The 16,966-nt window shown below is 72.2% G+C and carries 16 protein-coding genes; 8 read left to right on the top strand and 8 right to left on the bottom strand.

The window, feature by feature from the left end; all coding sequences use genetic code 11:
- Positions 1 to 23 precede the first annotated feature (23 nt).
- Genes FE256_RS10760 through FE256_RS10750 form a run of 3 tightly spaced genes read left to right on the top strand, consistent with a single transcriptional unit; the run spans position 24 to position 2,895 of the window.
- Positions 24 to 512, top strand: a complete 489-nt coding sequence (locus FE256_RS10760) for an ureidoglycolate lyase (RefSeq protein ID WP_138175434.1) — start codon at positions 24 to 26, stop codon at positions 510 to 512.
- Between the two features lie 2 nt (positions 513 to 514).
- Positions 515 to 1,975, top strand: coding sequence for an FAD-dependent oxidoreductase (locus tag FE256_RS10755; RefSeq protein ID WP_171024297.1), 1,461 nt, complete (start codon positions 515 to 517; stop codon positions 1,973 to 1,975).
- Entirely contained in the window at positions 1,972 to 2,895 is a 924-nt protein-coding gene (locus tag FE256_RS10750) for a 2-hydroxyacid dehydrogenase (protein ID WP_252370982.1), read from the top strand. The genes FE256_RS10755 and FE256_RS10750 overlap by 4 nt, the downstream gene beginning before the upstream one ends.
- Before the next feature lie 7 nt (positions 2,896 to 2,902).
- On the opposite strand, the gene FE256_RS10745 is transcribed toward FE256_RS10750, so the two are convergent.
- The 6 genes from FE256_RS10745 to FE256_RS10720 form a co-directional block, all read right to left on the bottom strand.
- Positions 2,903 to 3,730, bottom strand: coding sequence for a lytic transglycosylase domain-containing protein (locus FE256_RS10745; RefSeq protein ID WP_252370981.1), 828 nt, complete (start codon positions 3,728 to 3,730; stop codon positions 2,903 to 2,905).
- Positions 3,731 to 3,859: 129 nt separating this feature from the next.
- On the bottom strand, positions 3,860 to 5,071 hold the full coding sequence (locus tag FE256_RS10740; RefSeq protein WP_138175430.1) for an ROK family protein: 1,212 nt from the start codon (positions 5,069 to 5,071) through the stop codon (positions 3,860 to 3,862).
- A gap of 90 nt (positions 5,072 to 5,161) precedes the next feature.
- Entirely contained in the window at positions 5,162 to 6,382 is a 1,221-nt protein-coding gene (gene mmsB, locus FE256_RS10735; protein WP_138175428.1) for a multiple monosaccharide ABC transporter permease, read from the bottom strand.
- Positions 6,383 to 6,387: 5 nt separating this feature from the next.
- On the bottom strand, positions 6,388 to 7,917 hold the full coding sequence (mmsA, locus tag FE256_RS10730) for a multiple monosaccharide ABC transporter ATP-binding protein (protein ID WP_138175426.1): 1,530 nt from the start codon (positions 7,915 to 7,917) through the stop codon (positions 6,388 to 6,390).
- A gap of 75 nt (positions 7,918 to 7,992) precedes the next feature.
- Complete coding sequence (gene chvE / locus FE256_RS10725; RefSeq protein WP_138175424.1) at positions 7,993 to 9,111, bottom strand: multiple monosaccharide ABC transporter substrate-binding protein; 1,119 nt, start codon at positions 9,109 to 9,111, stop codon at positions 7,993 to 7,995.
- A gap of 205 nt (positions 9,112 to 9,316) precedes the next feature.
- The gene (locus FE256_RS10720; protein WP_138175463.1) at positions 9,317 to 9,913 is read right to left on the bottom strand and encodes a nucleotidyltransferase family protein; all 597 of its coding nucleotides are present in this window, start codon (positions 9,911 to 9,913) and stop codon (positions 9,317 to 9,319) included.
- A gap of 51 nt (positions 9,914 to 9,964) precedes the next feature.
- Between FE256_RS10720 and FE256_RS10715 the strand changes: the two genes are divergently transcribed.
- From FE256_RS10715 to FE256_RS10700, 4 genes are read left to right on the top strand one after another with little or no spacing between them, the layout of a single operon-like run.
- Complete coding sequence (locus FE256_RS10715) at positions 9,965 to 10,942, top strand: XdhC family protein (protein WP_138175422.1); 978 nt, start codon at positions 9,965 to 9,967, stop codon at positions 10,940 to 10,942.
- Entirely contained in the window at positions 10,909 to 12,237 is a 1,329-nt protein-coding gene (locus FE256_RS10710) for an amidohydrolase family protein (protein ID WP_252370980.1), read from the top strand. Before FE256_RS10715 ends, FE256_RS10710 begins: the two co-directional genes overlap by 34 nt.
- Positions 12,234 to 12,863, top strand: a complete 630-nt coding sequence (locus tag FE256_RS10705; RefSeq protein ID WP_138175420.1) for a helix-turn-helix domain-containing protein — start codon at positions 12,234 to 12,236, stop codon at positions 12,861 to 12,863. Before FE256_RS10710 ends, FE256_RS10705 begins: the two co-directional genes overlap by 4 nt.
- The gene (locus FE256_RS10700; RefSeq protein ID WP_138175418.1) at positions 12,860 to 13,807 is read left to right on the top strand and encodes a PDR/VanB family oxidoreductase; all 948 of its coding nucleotides are present in this window, start codon (positions 12,860 to 12,862) and stop codon (positions 13,805 to 13,807) included. Before FE256_RS10705 ends, FE256_RS10700 begins: the two co-directional genes overlap by 4 nt.
- A gap of 34 nt (positions 13,808 to 13,841) precedes the next feature.
- Here the strand turns inward: FE256_RS10700 and FE256_RS10695 are convergent, their stop codons facing one another.
- Both FE256_RS10695 and FE256_RS10690 read right to left on the bottom strand, forming a co-directional pair.
- Positions 13,842 to 14,852 carry a glycosyltransferase gene (locus tag FE256_RS10695; RefSeq protein WP_138175416.1) on the bottom strand — a complete coding sequence of 337 codons (1,011 nt, stop codon included), beginning with the start codon at positions 14,850 to 14,852 and terminating at the stop codon, positions 13,842 to 13,844.
- Positions 14,849 to 16,078 carry a glycosyltransferase family 4 protein gene (locus FE256_RS10690; RefSeq protein WP_171024296.1) on the bottom strand — a complete coding sequence of 410 codons (1,230 nt, stop codon included), beginning with the start codon at positions 16,076 to 16,078 and terminating at the stop codon, positions 14,849 to 14,851. Before FE256_RS10690 ends, FE256_RS10695 begins: the two co-directional genes overlap by 4 nt.
- Positions 16,079 to 16,323: 245 nt before the next feature.
- On the opposite strand from FE256_RS10690, the gene FE256_RS10685 reads away from it, so the two are divergent.
- Positions 16,324 to 16,966: glycosyltransferase (locus tag FE256_RS10685; protein ID WP_171024295.1), on the top strand; the 643-nt coding region annotated here is incomplete at its 3' end.

Below are 16,966 nucleotides of genomic sequence, written 5' to 3'. Positions count from 1 at the left end.
TCTGACAGGCGTACGGTCGGACCATGACCGAGCCGCTGCCCCTCCACCGCCTGACCGCCGAGACCGTCACCGCCGAAGGGTTCGCCCCCTTCGGCGTCGCGCTCACCCCGATGGCCGATGGCACGCCCTTCACGTCCGAAGAAGCCGTGCTCGACGTGTCGGGCGGCATCCCGCGCTTCTACCTGATGGCCCTCGACGACAAGACGCCCGAGTTCACCCGCGTCACGCGGCACCTCGACACGACCCAGACCCTCATGGCCGTCGGCGACGTGGAGTGGACGATCGCCGTCGCTCCCGCGGGCATCGAGGAGCCGAGCCTCGACGACCTGCGCGCGTTCCGCATCCCGCCCCGCACCGCGATCACGATGCTCAAGGGCACGTGGCACGCGGGTCCGTTCTTCGCCGAGCCGAGCATGGACTTCGTCAACCTCGAGCTCGACGACACCAACGTCGTGGACCACCACAACTTCCGGCTCGACGACGCGTACGGCGTCCGCGTCGTCGTCGAGTGATCGTGCTCGAACCACTCCCCGACGCGACCGCCCGCCTCGCCGCACTCGAACAGGAGGCCGCCCACCAGGAGGCGCTCAGTGCGGGCGACGGCCGCGGGTGGGTCGGCGAGCGCGACGGCGAGCACCCGGTCGTCATCGTCGGTGCCGGCCAAGCCGGCCTCGTGCTGGCCCGCGGGCTCCGCCGGCGCGGAGTCGACGACGTCGTGGTGCTGGACGCGGCCCCGGCGCACGCGACCGGCCCCTGGACCACCTACGCGCGGATGCACACGCTGCGGACGCCGAAGGACATCGCGTGGCCCACGTGGGGCGTCCCGGCCGTGAGCCCGCGTGCCTGGTTCGAGGCGGTGTACGGCGAGGCCGCCTGGCACGACATCGCGTACTTCCCGACCGTCGCATGGCAGGGATACCTGCAGTGGTACCGCGAGGTCTCGGGGATCGCGACCATCGGATCGACCACGGTGACCGCGATCACCCCGACGACCCCGGACGGCCCGCTCCGCGTGGGGCTGGACGGCCCGGACGGTAGCTGGATCCTGCTGGCCCGCCACGTCGTACTCGCGACGGGCATCGAGGGGGCCGGCGGCCGGCACGTGCCCGCGCTGCTCGACGCGTTGCCGCGGGAGCGCGTGCGCCACACCCACGACGCGATCGACTTCGCCGCGCTCGACGGCGCGCGTATCGGCATCCTCGGCGCCGGCACCGGTGCTTTCGACAACGCTGCGACGGCGCTCGAGCACGGCGCGGCGTCCGTCGACGTGCACATGCGCCGCCCCGCGATGCCCCAGGTCAGCCCCTACCGGTGGATGGAGTTCGCCGGACTCATCGAGAACTACGGCTCCTTCACCGACGCGCAGAAGTGGGCGTTCAACGTGCACCTCTCGGCCGTCGACCAGCCGGCGACCCAGAACGCGATCTGGCGCGCCCACGCCTTCGACGGCTTCCGGTTCCGCACGTCGTCGCCGTGGCAGCGCGTCGAGTGGGACGGCAGCGAGGTCGTCGTGACGACGCCGCACGGCATCCATCGCTACGACCTCGTGATCGCTGCGACGGGGATCGTCGCCGACCTGGCGCGGCGGCCCGAACTCGCGGCGGTCGCGGGGGATGCCACCGTGTGGAGCGACCGTCTGACCCCCGCGCAGGTGGCGCAGAACCCCGGTCTCGCAGCCTTCCCGTACCTCGACGGCGACTTCGGCCTGGTGAGCCGGAGTGCCCCCGATGCCTCGGCGCTGTCGCGCATCCACATGTTCAACCACGGCGCGCGCCTGAGCGAGGGAATGCTGAGCCACCAGATCCCGGGGCTCGTCGGCGGGGCCACGAAGCTCGCCGCGGCCCTGTCGCGACGTCTCTTCGAGCGGGATGCCGACGCATTGCTGACCGAGTACCTCGCGTACGACGTGCCGGTCGGCGTACACATCGGCCGTCGGCCCGCCCCCGCGGACGCAGCGGTAGCGTGGAGCGGGTGACCGCCTCGCTCGTCGTATCCGTGCCCACTTCGCAGCTGCGTGATGACCTGATGCCCCTCCCGGAGGGGGTCGAGGTGCTCGTGTGGGACATGAAGGAGCCCGCACCGCGCCCGCACATCGACATCGTGGTCCCCCCGTACATGTCCATGGACGGCGTGATCGCCCGGTTGGCCGACGTGACGACCCGGCTCGTGCAGGGCCAGTCGATCGGCTACGACAACGTCGAGGGCCGCCTTCCCGCCGGCACCGTGTTCGCCAATGCCACGACCGTGCACGAGACGGCCACCGCCGAGCTCGCCGTCGCTCTGACCCTGGCCGCCCAGCGCGCCCTGCCGGACTTCGTGCGCGCCCAGGACCGCGGCGAGTGGAAGGGCACGTGGATGCCGGGACTCGCCGACGCGCGCGTGACCCTGCTCGGGTTCGGTGGCGTCGGCCGCGCGATCGCCGCGCGCCTGAAGCCCTTCGAGGTCCAGCTGCGCGGCGTCGCCTCGCACGGTCGCCTGCAGGACGACGTCGAGGTGCTGCCCCTCGGCGAGCTGTACGACGTGCTCGCCGCCACCGACGTGCTCATCGTGTCGCTGCCCGGCGGCGACAAGACGCATCACCTCGTCGACGACGAAGCACTCTCGGCCCTGCCCGACGGCGCGCTCGTCGTGAACGTCGGGCGCGGTCCCGTCATCGACACCGACGCCCTGGTCGACCACGTGCGCCGCGGCCGGCTGCGCGCGGCGCTCGATGTCACCGACCCCGAGCCGCTGCCCGCCGATCACCCGCTGTGGGCGCTGGAGGGCGTGCTCATCGCCCCGCACGTGGGCGGAGCCACCGGCGCGATGCGCCCCCGCATCGCGCGTCTCGTGCGTCGCCAGATCGACCACTTCCTCGCGGGCGAGGAGCCCGAGAACGTGGTGCTGCGCGGCTGACCCGGCGTCAGCCGGCGGCGCGCGCGGCGAAGGCGTTGGCCGCCGCCGCGACGTCGTCGACATAGCTGTCGAGGTGGTTGTACGAGAAGATCGCGCGCCGCCAGCCGGCCGCGCTCGTCATCTCGCCGGCGGCGCACAGGTAGCGCCCGGCCGCGAGCGCGGCGTCGTCGATCTGGTTCGGGTCGGCACGTCCGTCGCCGTTGCCGTCGGCACCCCACCGCTGCCACGTGGCCGGGATGAACTGCAGCGGTCCGACGGCGCGATCCCAGACGGCATCCCCGTCCCATTCGCCACCGTCGGTGTCGGCGATCGCGGCGCTCGCGCTGCCGTCGAGCGGGATGCCGCGGATCGCGGGCTGCGGATACCCGGCGGCGTCGAGGCCGCCGCCCGAATGCGTGCCGTGCGCGGACTCGATCGCCCCGATCCCCGCGAGGGTGTTCCAGCCGAGACCGCACGCGGGCTGCTCGCTCTGCACGGTGAGCGCGCTCGACGCGTAGGCGCGCAGTGCACGTTCCGGGATGCCGGTGGCCGCGGCGGTCCGTGCCGTCCAGGACGGGTCGGCGACGACGGGGCGGACGCTCGACGGGGCCGCGGCCGGAGCGGGATCCGCCTCCGGCGCCTCACCGACGTCTGCGGTGGTCGAGGCATCCGGATTCACCGTCGTCGCGATCTCGACGGGAGCCGGGACGGCGGCGGTGCGGTCCTCGAGCGGGCGCTCGCGTCCGGCGGCCTGCGCCGACACGACGAGCACGACGGCGATGCCGACGAACAGCACCGCCACGACGACGGCGAGCATCGAGAACCACGAACGTCCCCGGTCAGCGTCGAGATCCACGCGGACCCTCCCCCGGCGTCCGCTCGGGTGGCGAACACCGTGGCGAGACTAGCCCCGCGAATCGACGCGCCGGTGAACGCGGTCTGTCGAGCCGGCGCCGTCACGCCCGCGGTCCTCCGGGGGCCGGTGTCAGCCGCGGAAGCCGGCGGGATTGCCCAACAGGTCGGCGAACGCGAGCTCCGCGGGACCGATGAGCATGAGTCGGGAGCGCAAGTGGGCGCGCTCGAGGCGGATCGTCCGCCCCTCGGCGCCGAGCGGATGCACCCGCACGGCCTCGGCCAGACGCTCGCGGCTCACCGACAGCAGCGCGCCGAGGTATCCCGACAGCACCACCGTCTCGGGGCTGAAGGCGTTGACGAAGTTCGTCAGGGCGAGCGAGAGCACGTCGACCTGGCGGGTCACCTCGGCCAGGACGCGGGGATCGCGGGCGACGCCGAGCTCGACGTCGAGCTCGTCCTCGTCGAGCTTGCGACGCCCGAGCAGCGGCTCGAGCAGGTCGAGGCGCACCTCGGCCTCGAGGCAGCCCTTCCGCCCGCACACGCACGCGCGCCCCCGGGGATCGATCACCGTGTGGCCGAGCTCGCCGGCGTAGCCGGAGGTCCCGCGCAGCAGCGTGCCGTCGATGATGAGGCCGCCCCCGATGCTGTGCATCGCACCGCCGAGGTAGAGCAGGTTCGACACCCCCACCCCCACGCCGAAGCGGGATTCGGCGAGCGCGCCGATGCTGGCGTCGTTGCCGGCCGACACGGCGATGCCGAGCTCGTCGCTCAGCCGCGCGGCGACCGGGTCGCGCTTCCACCCGAGCGTCGGGGACACCAGGACGGAGCCGTTGGCGTTCACCAGCCCCGGCACGGCGAGCCCCGCGCCGACGACGCGGTAGTGGCGGTCGATGTCGGCGCGCATCGCCTCGACCGACGAGGCGACGATCTGGACGAACCGGCGGGGCGAGGGGGCGCTGGCGGTGTCGTGGCGCAGTCGCGCGTGCACCACACCCCCGAGCCCGACCAGGGCCACGGTGACCGCGTGCGGTTCGGCGCGCACGCTCAGCGCCGAGACGTGATCCTCGGGCTCGATGTCGAGGGTGGGGCGACCGACCTTGCCCGTGCGTTCACCGGCGGCGACCTCGCGGACGAGCCCTAGCTCGGTCAGTTCCATGACCAGGCCCGTGACCGTCGACCGGTTCAGTCCGATCGTGGCTCCGAGCTGTGCGCGTGAGAGCGCTCCCCGAAGGTGGAGCAACGACAGCACGGACGCGAGGTTCTGCTGTCGGATCAGGTCGTTGGTGGTACGACCTGCGGGCGGTGCGAGCGGCGTCGCTGGCTCGAACACGGCAGGGGTCATGAGGAGGGCACCTCCGCCATTCTCGCACTGCCCGCCCGTCGGATTTCGCCGGCGTGGGGAGCGGACGCGACCGCCGCGCTCCCCACCCGATCAGACACCGCCGTTGCGTCGCTTGTTGAAGATGTCGAATGCCACGGCCAGCAGCAGGACGATGCCCTTGATCGCCATCTGCCACGCCGCGTCGACGCTCAGAATGGACAGGCCCATGTTGAGCACGCCCATCACCAGACCACCGACGACGGCGCCGACGACCGTTCCGATACCACCCTGGACGGCGGCGCCACCGATGAACACCGCCGCGATGGCATCCAGCTCGTAGTTCTGACCGGCGGATGCCACGGCACCACCGGCGCGGGCGGTGCTGACCACGGCGGCGAGACCGGCGAGCACGCCCATGTTGACGAAGATGAAGAACGTGACCCACTTCGTCTTCACACCGCTCATCACGGCCGCGAACAGGTTGCCGCCCATGGCGTAGATGTGGCGACCGAAGGTCGTGCGGTTGAGCACGAACGTGTACGCCAGCACGAGCACCGCGAGGATGATCAGCACGATCGGGGTGCCGTTGTAGGCGGCGATCGTGAACGCGACGGCCATGATCGCCACGACGGCGATGGCGTTCTTCAGCCAGAAGGACCACGCGACCTCGCGAGGCAGTTCGAGGCGACGCAGCGTGGCGCGGGTGCGCAGCTGCTGCACGATGAGGAGCACGCTCGCGATCGCGCCGAGGACGAGGGTCAGGCTGTCCCAGTTGCCGACGTAGCCGAGCAGCGGCGGCAGCCAACCGGCACCGATCGCGGTGAATCCGTCGGGGAGACCGCTGATCGTGCCGCCGGTGAGCAGCACGAGCGTGAGACCGCGGAAGAGGAGCATGCCCGCGAGGGTCACGATGAACGCCGGTATCCCGACGAAGGCGACCCAGAAGCCCTGCCACGCGCCGACGATCGCGCCGACGATGAGCGAGAGGATCACCGCGATGAACCAGGGCAGACCCCATTGGTTCATCGCGATCGCCGCGATCGCGCCGACCATCGCCACCACGGATCCGACCGACAGGTCGATGTGGCCGGCGATGATCACCATGACCATGCCGATCGCGAGGATCAGGACGTAGGCGTTCTGCTGGATGAGGTTGTTGACGTTGCCCGGCATGAGCAGGCGCCCGCCGGTCAGCACCTGGAACAGCACGATGATGATGACCAGGGCGGCCAGGATGCCGAACTGGCGGAAGTTGATGCGCGCCAGCAGGCCGCGGCGCCGGGGTCCGGGTTGGGTCGGAGCCTCGACGGTCTGGGTGGATGCGGTGGCCATTGCAGTCAGTTCCTTCCGGCGGTCATGTGCCGCATGAGCGTCTCCTGGGTGGCATCCGCACGGCTGACCTCGGCCGTGATGCGCCCCTCGGAGATGGTGTAGATGCGGTCGGAGAGGCCGATGACCTCGGGCAGCTCCGACGAGATGACGATGACGGCCTTTCCCTGGGCCGCGAGTTCGTTGATGATGCCGTAGATCTCGTACTTGGCCCCGACGTCGATGCCACGGGTGGGCTCGTCGAGGATGAGCACGTCGGGACCCGTGAACATCCACTTCGACAGGACGACCTTCTGCTGGTTCCCGCCGGAGAGACGTCCGGTGATCGCGGCGACGCTGGGCGCCTTGATGTTCATCTTGTAGCGGTACGAGTCGGCGACCTTGTACTCGCGGTAGCGGTCGACGACGCCGAGGCGCGCGAGGCGCGACAGCGCTGCGGCCGAGACGTTGACCTGGATGTCGCCGATGAGATTGAGGCCGTACCGCTTGCGGTCCTCGGTGGCGTACGCGATGCCCTGCTTGATGGCCGCGTCGACGGTGCGCACGTCGATCTGCTGCCCGTTCTTGTACACCTCGCCCGAGATGCCCGTGCCGTACATGCGCCCGAAGATGCTCATGGCGAGCTCGGTGCGACCGGCGCCCATGAGACCGGCGAAGCCGACGATCTCGCCCGCGCGCACCATGAAGGAGGCGTCGTCGATGACCACGCGCTCCGTGTCGACGGGGTGGTGCACGGTCCAGTGCTCGACGCGGAACAGCTCGTCGCCGATGTCGGGCTCGCGCGGCGGGAACAAGCTGTTGAGGTCGCGACCGACCATCGCGCGGATGATGCGGCCCTCGTCGGTCTCGGGGTCGTCCCGCTCCATCGTCTCGATGGTGCGCCCGTCGCGGATGATCGTGATGCGGTCGGCGATGCGCAGCACCTCCTTCAGCTTGTGGCTGATGATGATGCAGGTGATCCCCTGGTCGCGCAGCTGATCGATGAGGTCGAGCAGGTGCGCGGAGTCGTCGTCGTTGAGGGCGGCGGTCGGCTCGTCGAGGATCAGGAGCTTGACCTCCTTGGCCAGCGCCTTCGCGATCTCGACGAGCTGCTGCTTGCCGACGCCGATCTCGTAGATCTTGGTAGCCGGGTTCTCGCGGAGCCCCACCCGCTTGAGCAGGTCGGCGGCGGCGGCGTTCGTGGCGTTCCAGTCGATGACGCCGCGCTTGGCCTTCTCGTTGCCGAGGAAGATGTTCTCGGCGATCGAGAGGTAGGGGCTGAGGGCCAGCTCCTGGTGGATGATGACGATGCCGGCGGCCTCGCTGTCGTTGATCGAGCGGAAGGCGACCGGCTGGCCCTCCAGGGTGATCGTGCCCTCGAAGCTGCCGGCCGGGTAGACCCCGCTCAGCACCTTCATCAGCGTCGACTTGCCGGCACCGTTCTCGCCGCAGATCGCGTGCACTTCACCGCGGTGCACGTCGACTGAGACGTCGGCGAGCGCCGGGATGCCGTTGAACGACTTCGAGATCCCCGACATGCGCAGGATCGGTTCGGTCATGGTGTCTCCCTCCGTCGCCGCGCGGCGACAGATAGAGCGGCGGGGCGGGCGAACCCGCCCCGCCGCAGAAGTGGATCAGAGCCCGACGTCGGAGGCCTTCAGGAAGCCCGAGTCGATGAGCTTGGACTGCACGTCGGCCTTGACGACGACCTCCGGCGTGAGGAGGTACGACGGGACGACCTTCTTGCCGTTGTCGTAGGTCTCGGTGTCGTTCACCTCGACCGTCTTGCCGTCCTTGATCTCCTGGACCATCGTGAAGACGCGGTCACCGAGCGCGCGGGTGTCCTTCCAGACCGTCATGGACTGGAGACCATCGAGGATCGCCTTGACGTTGGCCTTGTCGGCATCCTGACCCGTGATGATCGGGTAGTCCGCACCGGCGGTGTAGCCGGCCGACTTGAGGGATGCCTCGATGCCGATCGCGAGGCTGTCGTTGGGCGACAGGACGACGTTGACCTTCTTGCCGTCGCCGTAGAACGACGAGAGGCGGTTGTCCATCTCGGCCTGCGCCTTGTCGGAGGCCCAGCCCTGGATGCCGATGCTCGCCCACGCGTCGTCGTTGGCGGGCGACTTGCCGCTCGGGACGACGAGCTGGCCCTTCTCGACGTACGGCTGGAGAACGTCCCAGGCACCGGCGAAGAAGAACTTGGCGTTGTTGTCGTCGGGGCTGCCGGCGAAGGGCTCGAGGTTGAAGGGGCCCTTGCCGTCCTTCAGTCCGAGCTGCTCCTCGATGTACTGCCCCTGGAGGGTACCGACCTTGTAGTTGTCGAACGTGGCGTAGTAGTCGACGTTCTCGCTGCCGTTGATGAGACGGTCGTAGGCGATGACGGTGGCGTTCTGCGACTTGGCCTCTTCCAGAACGGGGCCGAGCGTCGAACCGTCGATCGCGGCAATCACGAGGATCTTCGCGCCACCCGAGATCTGGTTCTGGATCTGGCTGATCTGCTGGTCCGTCTTGTTGTCGGCGTACTGCAGGTCGACGGTGCAGCCCGCGTCGGTGAGCTTCTTCTGGAGCTGCTCACCGTCGTTGATCCAGCGCTCGAGGCTGCGGGTCGGCATCGCGATTCCGACGTTGCATTCGCCGCTGCCCCCGGCGGCGTCTCCGCCACCGTCGGCGGGGCGCGTGGAGCTACAGGCTCCGAGGCTCACGGCGAGCGCCGCGATGGCCGCACCGGTCAGGATTTTCTTCAGCATTGTGATCTGCGTTCCTCTCTGAACTGCAGGGACCCCCGTGGTCGTGCCCGGCGCCCTCCGCGGCGTCGGATCGGGCACGTCCTCGTCCCGGCTTCCTGGCTCCGTCGTAATTATGACGGCTCCGTGAACATATCCCCGGGTCCGCGCGTTTGTCCAGGGCCTCCCCGCTTCCCGAAAGCAACGAACGCGTAACGGACGTCCGGTGTCAGCGCTCGTCGCGGTCCGCGCCCGACCAGAGGTCGCCGCAATCCACGGCGGCCGCACCGTGCCCTCGGAGGTACGGGCGGGCACCGACGTCACCGCGAACTCCGGCGGCGAGCGCGTCCCAGTGCGCGCGCCCGATCAGCACGGGATGGCCGGGGGCTCCGGCGTAGGTCGCGGACGCGAGGGCTCCCGGGCGCGCGCGTCGCGCCAGGCGGGCGACGGCCGCAGCGGGCAGCTCCGGGGTGTCGACGGGCACCACGACGACGGCCGGAGCGGACGTGGATGCCACGGCCTCCAAGCCCGCGCGCAGCGACGCCGAGACCCCCTTCGACCATGCCGCGGCCCGCACGATCCGGACCCCGTGCGGGACGAGACCCGCGGCCTCGTCGGCGCCGGCGCCGAGGACGACGACGACCGGATCGCAGCCGCCGTCGCGCAGCGCGCGGACGGCCTTCTCGACCCACGGGATGCCATCGGGGTCGCGCGCGAGCGCCTTGGGTCCACCGAAGCGTCGACCGGCTCCGGCGGCCAGCACGAGGCCCGCGGGCGAGGCCTCGTGCGTCGTCCCCGCGGCGTCGGACGAGGGCTCGGCGGGCATGGTCACGACAGCGTAGCGTGCGCGAAACACGGCGCGGATACGGTCGCCAGCATGCTCGAACTGGCCGCCGAACTGCTGCCCCTTCTCGAGTCGGGAGTGCCCGTCGCGGCGGTCACGGTCACCCGGGTCGTGCGCAGTGCGCCGCGCGGAGTCGGCGCCACCCTGGCCGTGACGGCCGACGCGCGGGTGATCGGATCGATCTCGGGCGGCTGCGTCGAGGGCGACGCGGTGATGCTCGGCCTCGACGCGTTGCGATCGGGGTCGGTGCGTCGCGGACGCTTCGGGTTCGTCGGTCCCGACGACGCCGTCGTGGCCGCGGGCCTCGCCTGCGGCGGGGCGGTCGAGGTCGCCGCCTACCCGATCGACGGCGACGACCCCCGCGTGCGCGCGGCCCTGATCGATGCGGCCGCCGGCCGCGAAAGCACTCTGGACCTCGCCCTCGACGACGGCATCCCGTTGCGACTGCACCGCCCCGCCCGGCCCCGCCTCATCGTGCTCGGCGCCGGTGAGCACGCGGCGGCGCTGTGCCGTCTGGGCGCGGCGGCCGGGTTCGCGGTGACCGTGTGCGACGCGTGGGCCCTGCTGATCACGCCGGAGCGTTTCCCCGAGGCCGACGAGCTCGTCGTGGCACCGCCGCACGAGTACCTCGCGTCCCTCGAGGCCCCCGACGACCGCACGGCCGTCTGCGTCCTCACCCACGACGAGCGGCTCGACGTCCCCGCCCTGCGCGCGGCCCTGCGGCTGCCCGTCGGGTTCGTCGGCGCGATGGGCTCGCGCGCGACCGTGGCACGCCGCGCGGAGCTGCTGACGCAGTCGGGGGTGACGGACGCCGAGCTCTCGCGGCTGCACTCCCCCCTCGGCCTGGACCTGGGGGCGCAGACCCCCGAGGAGACGGCGCTGTCGGTCGTCGCCGAGATCGTCGCGGCCCGCGCCGGCAGGAGCGCTCGACCCTTGCGTTCCGGGGACGGACCGCTGCACACCACGACGACGGCGGCGTGTGCACTCCCGGAACCGGTGCCGGCCCGATGACGGCGCTCGTGATCCGCGACGCGGTGGCCGTCGTCGAGTCCGAGGGGCGCGTTCGCACCGGCGACGTGGTGTGCGTCGACGGGCGGATCGTCGACATCGCCGCCCCGGCCGACGCGACCGTGATCGACGCGTCCGGGTGCGTCGTCACGCCGGGTCTCGTCAACGCCCACCACCATCTGCTGCAGACCGCGTTCCGCACGCTGCCGGGCACCCGTGGCATCCCGATGCGGGAGTGGCTGCCCGCGATGGCGGCGGCATATGCCGCGGCGGGTATAGACCCCGGACTCACCGGGATCGCCGCGCGCGCAGGACTCGCCGAAGCCCTGCTGAGCGGCGTCACCACGGTCGCCGACCACCACCTCACGTGGCCGTCCGGAGCCGACACGGTCGGCATGGCGCGGGCCGCCGCGGAGGCCGCGGCCGGTCTGGGCGCCCGGCTGGCGTTCGTACGCGGAGCCGCGCGGGACGACCCGGAGGAAGCCGCCCTCTCGGCCGAGGCGATCGCGGCCGCGCTCGTGGACGGATGCCCCGCCGGCGTGACCCCCGACGGGATGCTCCAGGTCGCCGTGGGGCCCGCGGGCGTGCACAGCGACCCGCGCGAGACCTTCACCCTGCTCGCCGAGGTGGCTGCGCGCCGCGGGCTGCGGCGGCGCACGCAGGCGAACGAGGTCGTGGACGTCGAGATCGCGCAGCAGAAGTACGGGCGACGTCCGCTCGACCTGCTGGAGGACTGGGGCTGGCTCGCCCCCGACGTGACGCTCGCGCACTTGTGCGGTGTCACCGACGACGAGATCGCCCGGATCGCCGCGGCCGGAGTCACCGCGACCCACGCCCCCGGCTGCGATGTGCCGATGGGGTGGGGCGTCGCGCCCGTCGCGAAGCTGCGGGATGCCGGCATCCCGGTGGGACTCGGGACGAGCGGGGGCGGCAGCAACGACGCCGGTCATCTGCTCGCCGACGCCCGGCTCGCGCTGCAGGTCTCGGCGCTCGTGGGACCGCAACTGGCGGCCACCGCCGTGCTGGCGATGGCCACGGCGGGCTCGGCGGACGGCCTCGGACGACCCGAGCTCGGGCGCCTGACACCGGGGTCGGCCGCGGACCTGTGTCTGTGGGACGTCACGGGCGTCGCGGACGCCGGGGTCGCCGATCGCGTCGCGGGCTTGCTGTGGGCCGCGCCCGGGCGGCGGCCGCGCACGGTGGTCGTCGCGGGTCGCGTCGTCGTCGAGGACGGGCGACTCGTCTCCGCCGACGAGGACGAGATCACCGCGCGACTGTTCGAGAGGGTGGGACGATGACCACCATGGCCCCCGCGATCCCCGCCGACGATCCCACCACCGGCGATGAGCGCCTCGGCGCGCACTTGCGCGGTCTGCGCAAGGCGCGCGGACTCACCCTGACCCAGCTCGCCGAAGCGGCCGCCCTGTCGCATCCGTTCCTCAGCCAGCTCGAGCGCGGTCTCGCTCGTCCGAGCATGGCGAGCCTGGAGCGGCTGGCCCGGGCACTGGGCACGAGCCGCGTCGAACTCATCGCCGCCTCCGAGCCGCCGCGTCCCGACGAGAAGGCGCATCCGACGTTCGTGCGCGCCGACGAGGGACTCGTCGGGCCGTATGCCGAAGGCAGCGCGCGCATGCTCGCCGAGGGCCCGCGCCGCTTCGAACCGATGGAGTTCACCGGGGCCAACACCGAACCGGGCGACCACTACGTCCACGACGAGGACGAGTTCCTCACCGTGCTAGAGGGGTCGATCGTGATCTCGCTCGGCCCGTTCGGTGAGACCACGCTCGCCGTCGGCGACTCGGTGTACTGCCGCTCGGGCACCCCGCACCGGTGGCATTCGCCCGGCGGAACGCCCTACCGGCTGCTGATCGTGAAGGAACTGGTGCACGGCTCCCCCGCCGAGCCCGTCGAAGGAGAGACATGAGCGGTGGTCTGACGTTCGAGGTGACGGTGCGCGCGCGTCGGGACGCGGCCGACGGCATCGTCGTGCTCGACCTCGAGCGTGCCGGGGGCGCGCTTCCGCACTGGTCGCCCGGGGCGCACATCGACGTCGTCCTGCCCGGCGGCGTGGAGCGGCAGTACTCGCTGTGCGGCTCGCCCGCCGACCGCGGCACGTGGCGGATCGGCGTCCTGCGCGAGCGCGAGGGGTCGGTGTGGCTGCACGAGAACGCCCACCCGGGGACCGCGCTGCGCGTGCGGGGCCCGGCCAACCACTTCCTCTTCGCCCCGACCGCGGGCCGGTCGTACGTGTTCGTCGCCGGCGGTATCGGGATCACGCCGCTCATCGCGATGATCGAAGCCGCCGAGGCTGCGGGGGCACCGTGGACGCTGCTGTACGCGGGCCGCTCGCGGCGCACGATGGCCTTCGCGGGCGACCTCGTCGAGCAGTACGGCGACCGTGTCGAGGTCTACGCGACGGACGAGGGCCGACGCCTCGATCTGGCGTCCCGCCTGGGTACCCCGGTGTCGCGCGCGGTGGTCTACGCGTGCGGCCCCGCCCGTCTGTTGGAGTCGCTGGATGCCACGATGGCGGGCTGGCCGCGCGGGAGCCTCCACGTCGAGCGCTTCGAGGCGAAAGTGCTGGGTCCTCCGGTGTGGACCGAGCCGTTCGAAGTCGACCTCATGATGTCGGGGCTGACCGTGACGGTCCCGCCCGAGAAGTCGATCCTCGAGGTCGTCGAGGAGTACGGCGCGGTCGTGCCCTCGAGCTGCCGCGTGGGCACGTGCGGCACGTGCGAGGTCCCCGTGATCGACGGCGAGGTCGAGCACCGCGACTCGGTGCTGTCACCCGAGGAGCAGGAGGCGAACCGCACGATGATGCTGTGCGTCTCGCGCGCGGCGTGCCCGCGCATCACGCTGGAGCTGTGACCCCGGCCTCACCCGCAGACTCACCCCAGAGCGGCTAGATCTCCACCCGACGGCCCGCGCGGCCGGACACCGCGTCCGCGACGGCGCGGCGGATGACGCGCATCGGCCGCCACCGCCGCGTCGCGGCCGCGCACGCGAGGCACAGCGCGAGGAACAGCGCGCCGTTCGCGGCGCGGGGCACGCTCCACCGTCGCCCCGTGCCGAGCTCGCGGTGGAGGCGATTGCGGAGGAAGTAGTACAGCAGCGCGGGGTTCGTCGACAGGAACATCGCGCGCACCTCGAACCCCGGCGGCATCCACCGTTCGCCGCGAGGATCCACCACGACCGCATCGGGGACCAGGACGAGGCGCCCGCCGCCCGCGCGGATGCGCGAGGTGTACTCGAGGTCGTCGCCGTAGAGCACGAAGTCGGCGCGCGGCAGGCCGATGCGGCGGAGGACATCGGCCCGGGCGAGCAGTCCGCCGTACGGCGCGTAGGCGAGATCCGTCCCCGCCACTCGCCGACGGGGGCGCCGCAGACCGACGCGCTCGAGGAAGCGCCGCGCGAACAGACCCGCCTCGACCCCCGCGAACGAGACCGCCTCGCGGGGACTCTCACGCGCGCGCTCCGCCGCGACGACCTCGGCGATCGTGGCCGGCTCGCCGTCCGGAACGCGGAGCGGCGCGACCGCGGTGAGGTCGTGGCCGGCGGCGCGCAGCGCCTGATCCGCCGCCAGGAGCCGGTCGAGGGCCCCGGGTTCGGGCAAGTTGTCGTCGTCGAGCAGCCACACGTAATCGGTGCCGAGATCGCGCGCGCGGGCGATCGCGGCACCGAACGCGGGCGCCGATCCTTCGTTGCGTGGCATCCGGTGCACGACGATGCGCCCCGCGCCGGCCGCAGCAGCGGCGTCGAGCGCGGCGGCCGACACGGGCGTGGAGCCGTTGTCGATGATCACGACCGGGGCGACCCCGGCGTCGATCATGCGGGCGACGACGGCGAGGCACGAGACGTGGCGGGAGCCGTACGTCACCGTGGCGCCGGCGACAGTGGGGCGGGAGTCGGTCACGGTGTCGGTCCTCCGTACACGTCCGTCAGGGCGCGCCGGAAGGCGGCCCCCGAGAATTCGTCCGCGACGGCGTCGCGCGAGCGGGCGGCGTCGCGGCGCGCGCCGACGGGATCGGCCAAGGCGCGCACGATCGCCGCTGCGAGGCCGCGGGCATCGTCGGCGACGGCGTACGCGCGGATGCCGTCGCCGACGATGCCCTCGATCCCGACACCCGTCGAGACCACCGGGATGCCGCGGAGCATCGCCTCGACGGTCTTGAACTTCACCCCGGCTCCGGCCCGCAGCGGCACGAGCACGACGTCGGCCTCGGCGTACGCGACGTCGAGCGACTCGAGGCGACCCGTGACGACGAACGCGCCGGGACGCGTGGCGGCGATGCGGCGCATCTCGTCGGTCGGACGCGCGCCGGCGAACACGAAGCGCACGGAGGGGTTCACCTCGAGCACCCACGGCGCGATGTCGGTCATGGTCCACACCGCCGCCTCGGAGTTCACCGAGCGATCGAAGGCCCCGACGAAGAGCACGGTGGGGGCGGGATCGCCCCCGCGCACGCACGACTCCACCCCGTCCGCGAGCGGCGGACGGACGACGACCGCGCGGACCGGCGCTCCGGCGGCGCGGTGCACGAGAGCGGCGTCCTTCGCGCTGAAGGTGAGCACGGCGTCGGCGCGGCGGTAGACGCGACGCTCGTCGCGGTGCACGCTCCACCGCCGCCAGCGCGCGAGAAGCACCCGCGGATGCCACGGCGGCCCCGGGGCGGCGGCGAGGAAGCGCTCGTAACTCTGCAGCAGGACGTCGTGGGCGACGACGATGCGGCGCGGGGCGCCGGTCGGTCGGCGACGCACGCCGAACCACCCGGACTCGGTCCACTGGTACTCGATGACGTCGGCCGCCGCGAGCACCGCCCGCGCCGCGCGGCTGCGCCGGAGGGCGCGACGCCGCCGGGCCACCGGGCGCACCGGGAACAGTCGCTGCTCCTGGCGCTCGATCCCCTCGACGAGGCGGCGGGCGAACGGGCGGCGCGGCCGCGATGCCGGCACGAGCACGACATCGACGGCATCCACCAGGTGGTCCGCCGCGGCGCGGTTGTCGCGGTCGTCGAACGACACGACGGTGACGCGATGCCCCAGTTCCCGCAGCGTCCGGAGGTGACGCAGCAGGTACTGGCCGCCCGCGTGCGGGATGCCGTCGTACGGGACGACCGGCGACAGACAGACGATCCGCATGCACCCTCCCCTTCGTGCCGCGCGGTCGGCACGAAGAACCAGCGTGCAGGTCGCTCGGCGGCGAGGCCGCGGCATCCGGATCCGCCGGAGCCAGGTGAAGCAATGGCAGCCGGGGGACGAGAGCGCACGTGAACGCCCCGGGCGGCGCGCGGGGCACCGGGGCGAAGGCGGCACGACGCATCGCACCGCCCCTTACTGTGTGTCGCGGCGGCGGCCCCGGTCCGCTCGGGAGGAGACAGACCGTCGTGAGGATCACCCACCTCCACAGCACATTCGTCACCCCCTGGGGTGGCGCGGAGGCCTATCTCTTCGCGCTCGCGTCCGCGCAACGGGCCCGCGGACACGATGTCGCGATCATCACGGCCGTCGCGGACGGCGAGAGCATCGCGCGCGCAGCCGCGGCCGGCGTGAGGGTCACCGTCCGCCCGACGTGGCGACCGTATGCGCCGGACCGGCACGGGTCCTCGGCGTTCGTCCGGGCCGTCTTCCACGGTGTCGACACGGTGCACGGTGTGCTGCTCCCGCGCGCCTATCGCCGGGTGCAGGACGATCGCGACGTCGTGCACGTCCACCGGTTCCAGGGGGTGGGGGCGAGCGTTCTGCGCGCACGCCGTGCCCCCGTCGTGCACACCGCCCACGACTACTGCCTCGTCGACACGGCATCCACGACGATGCGCCGGGGGGCGCTGCCCGCTCGTCTCGGTCTCGTGCAGCGGCTTCGGGCCCGGATCGTGTCGACCTCGGCGCGACGGGCGACCGTCGTGGTGTTCCCGAGCGAGCGGACGCGACGCCGGCACGCCGAGCTCGGATTCCGGGCGGGTCGCGCGCGGTGCCTCGTCGTCCCCCACGGATGGCCGGCACCGCCCCTCCCCGCGGAGGGGACTCCCC

The organism is Microbacterium sp. 5K110 (assembly GCF_005774735.1).
Classification (GTDB): domain Bacteria; phylum Actinomycetota; class Actinomycetes; order Actinomycetales; family Microbacteriaceae; genus Microbacterium.
The sequence above is the reverse complement of the archived record's forward strand: the minus strand, read 5'-3'. Positions and strand labels throughout refer to the sequence as shown.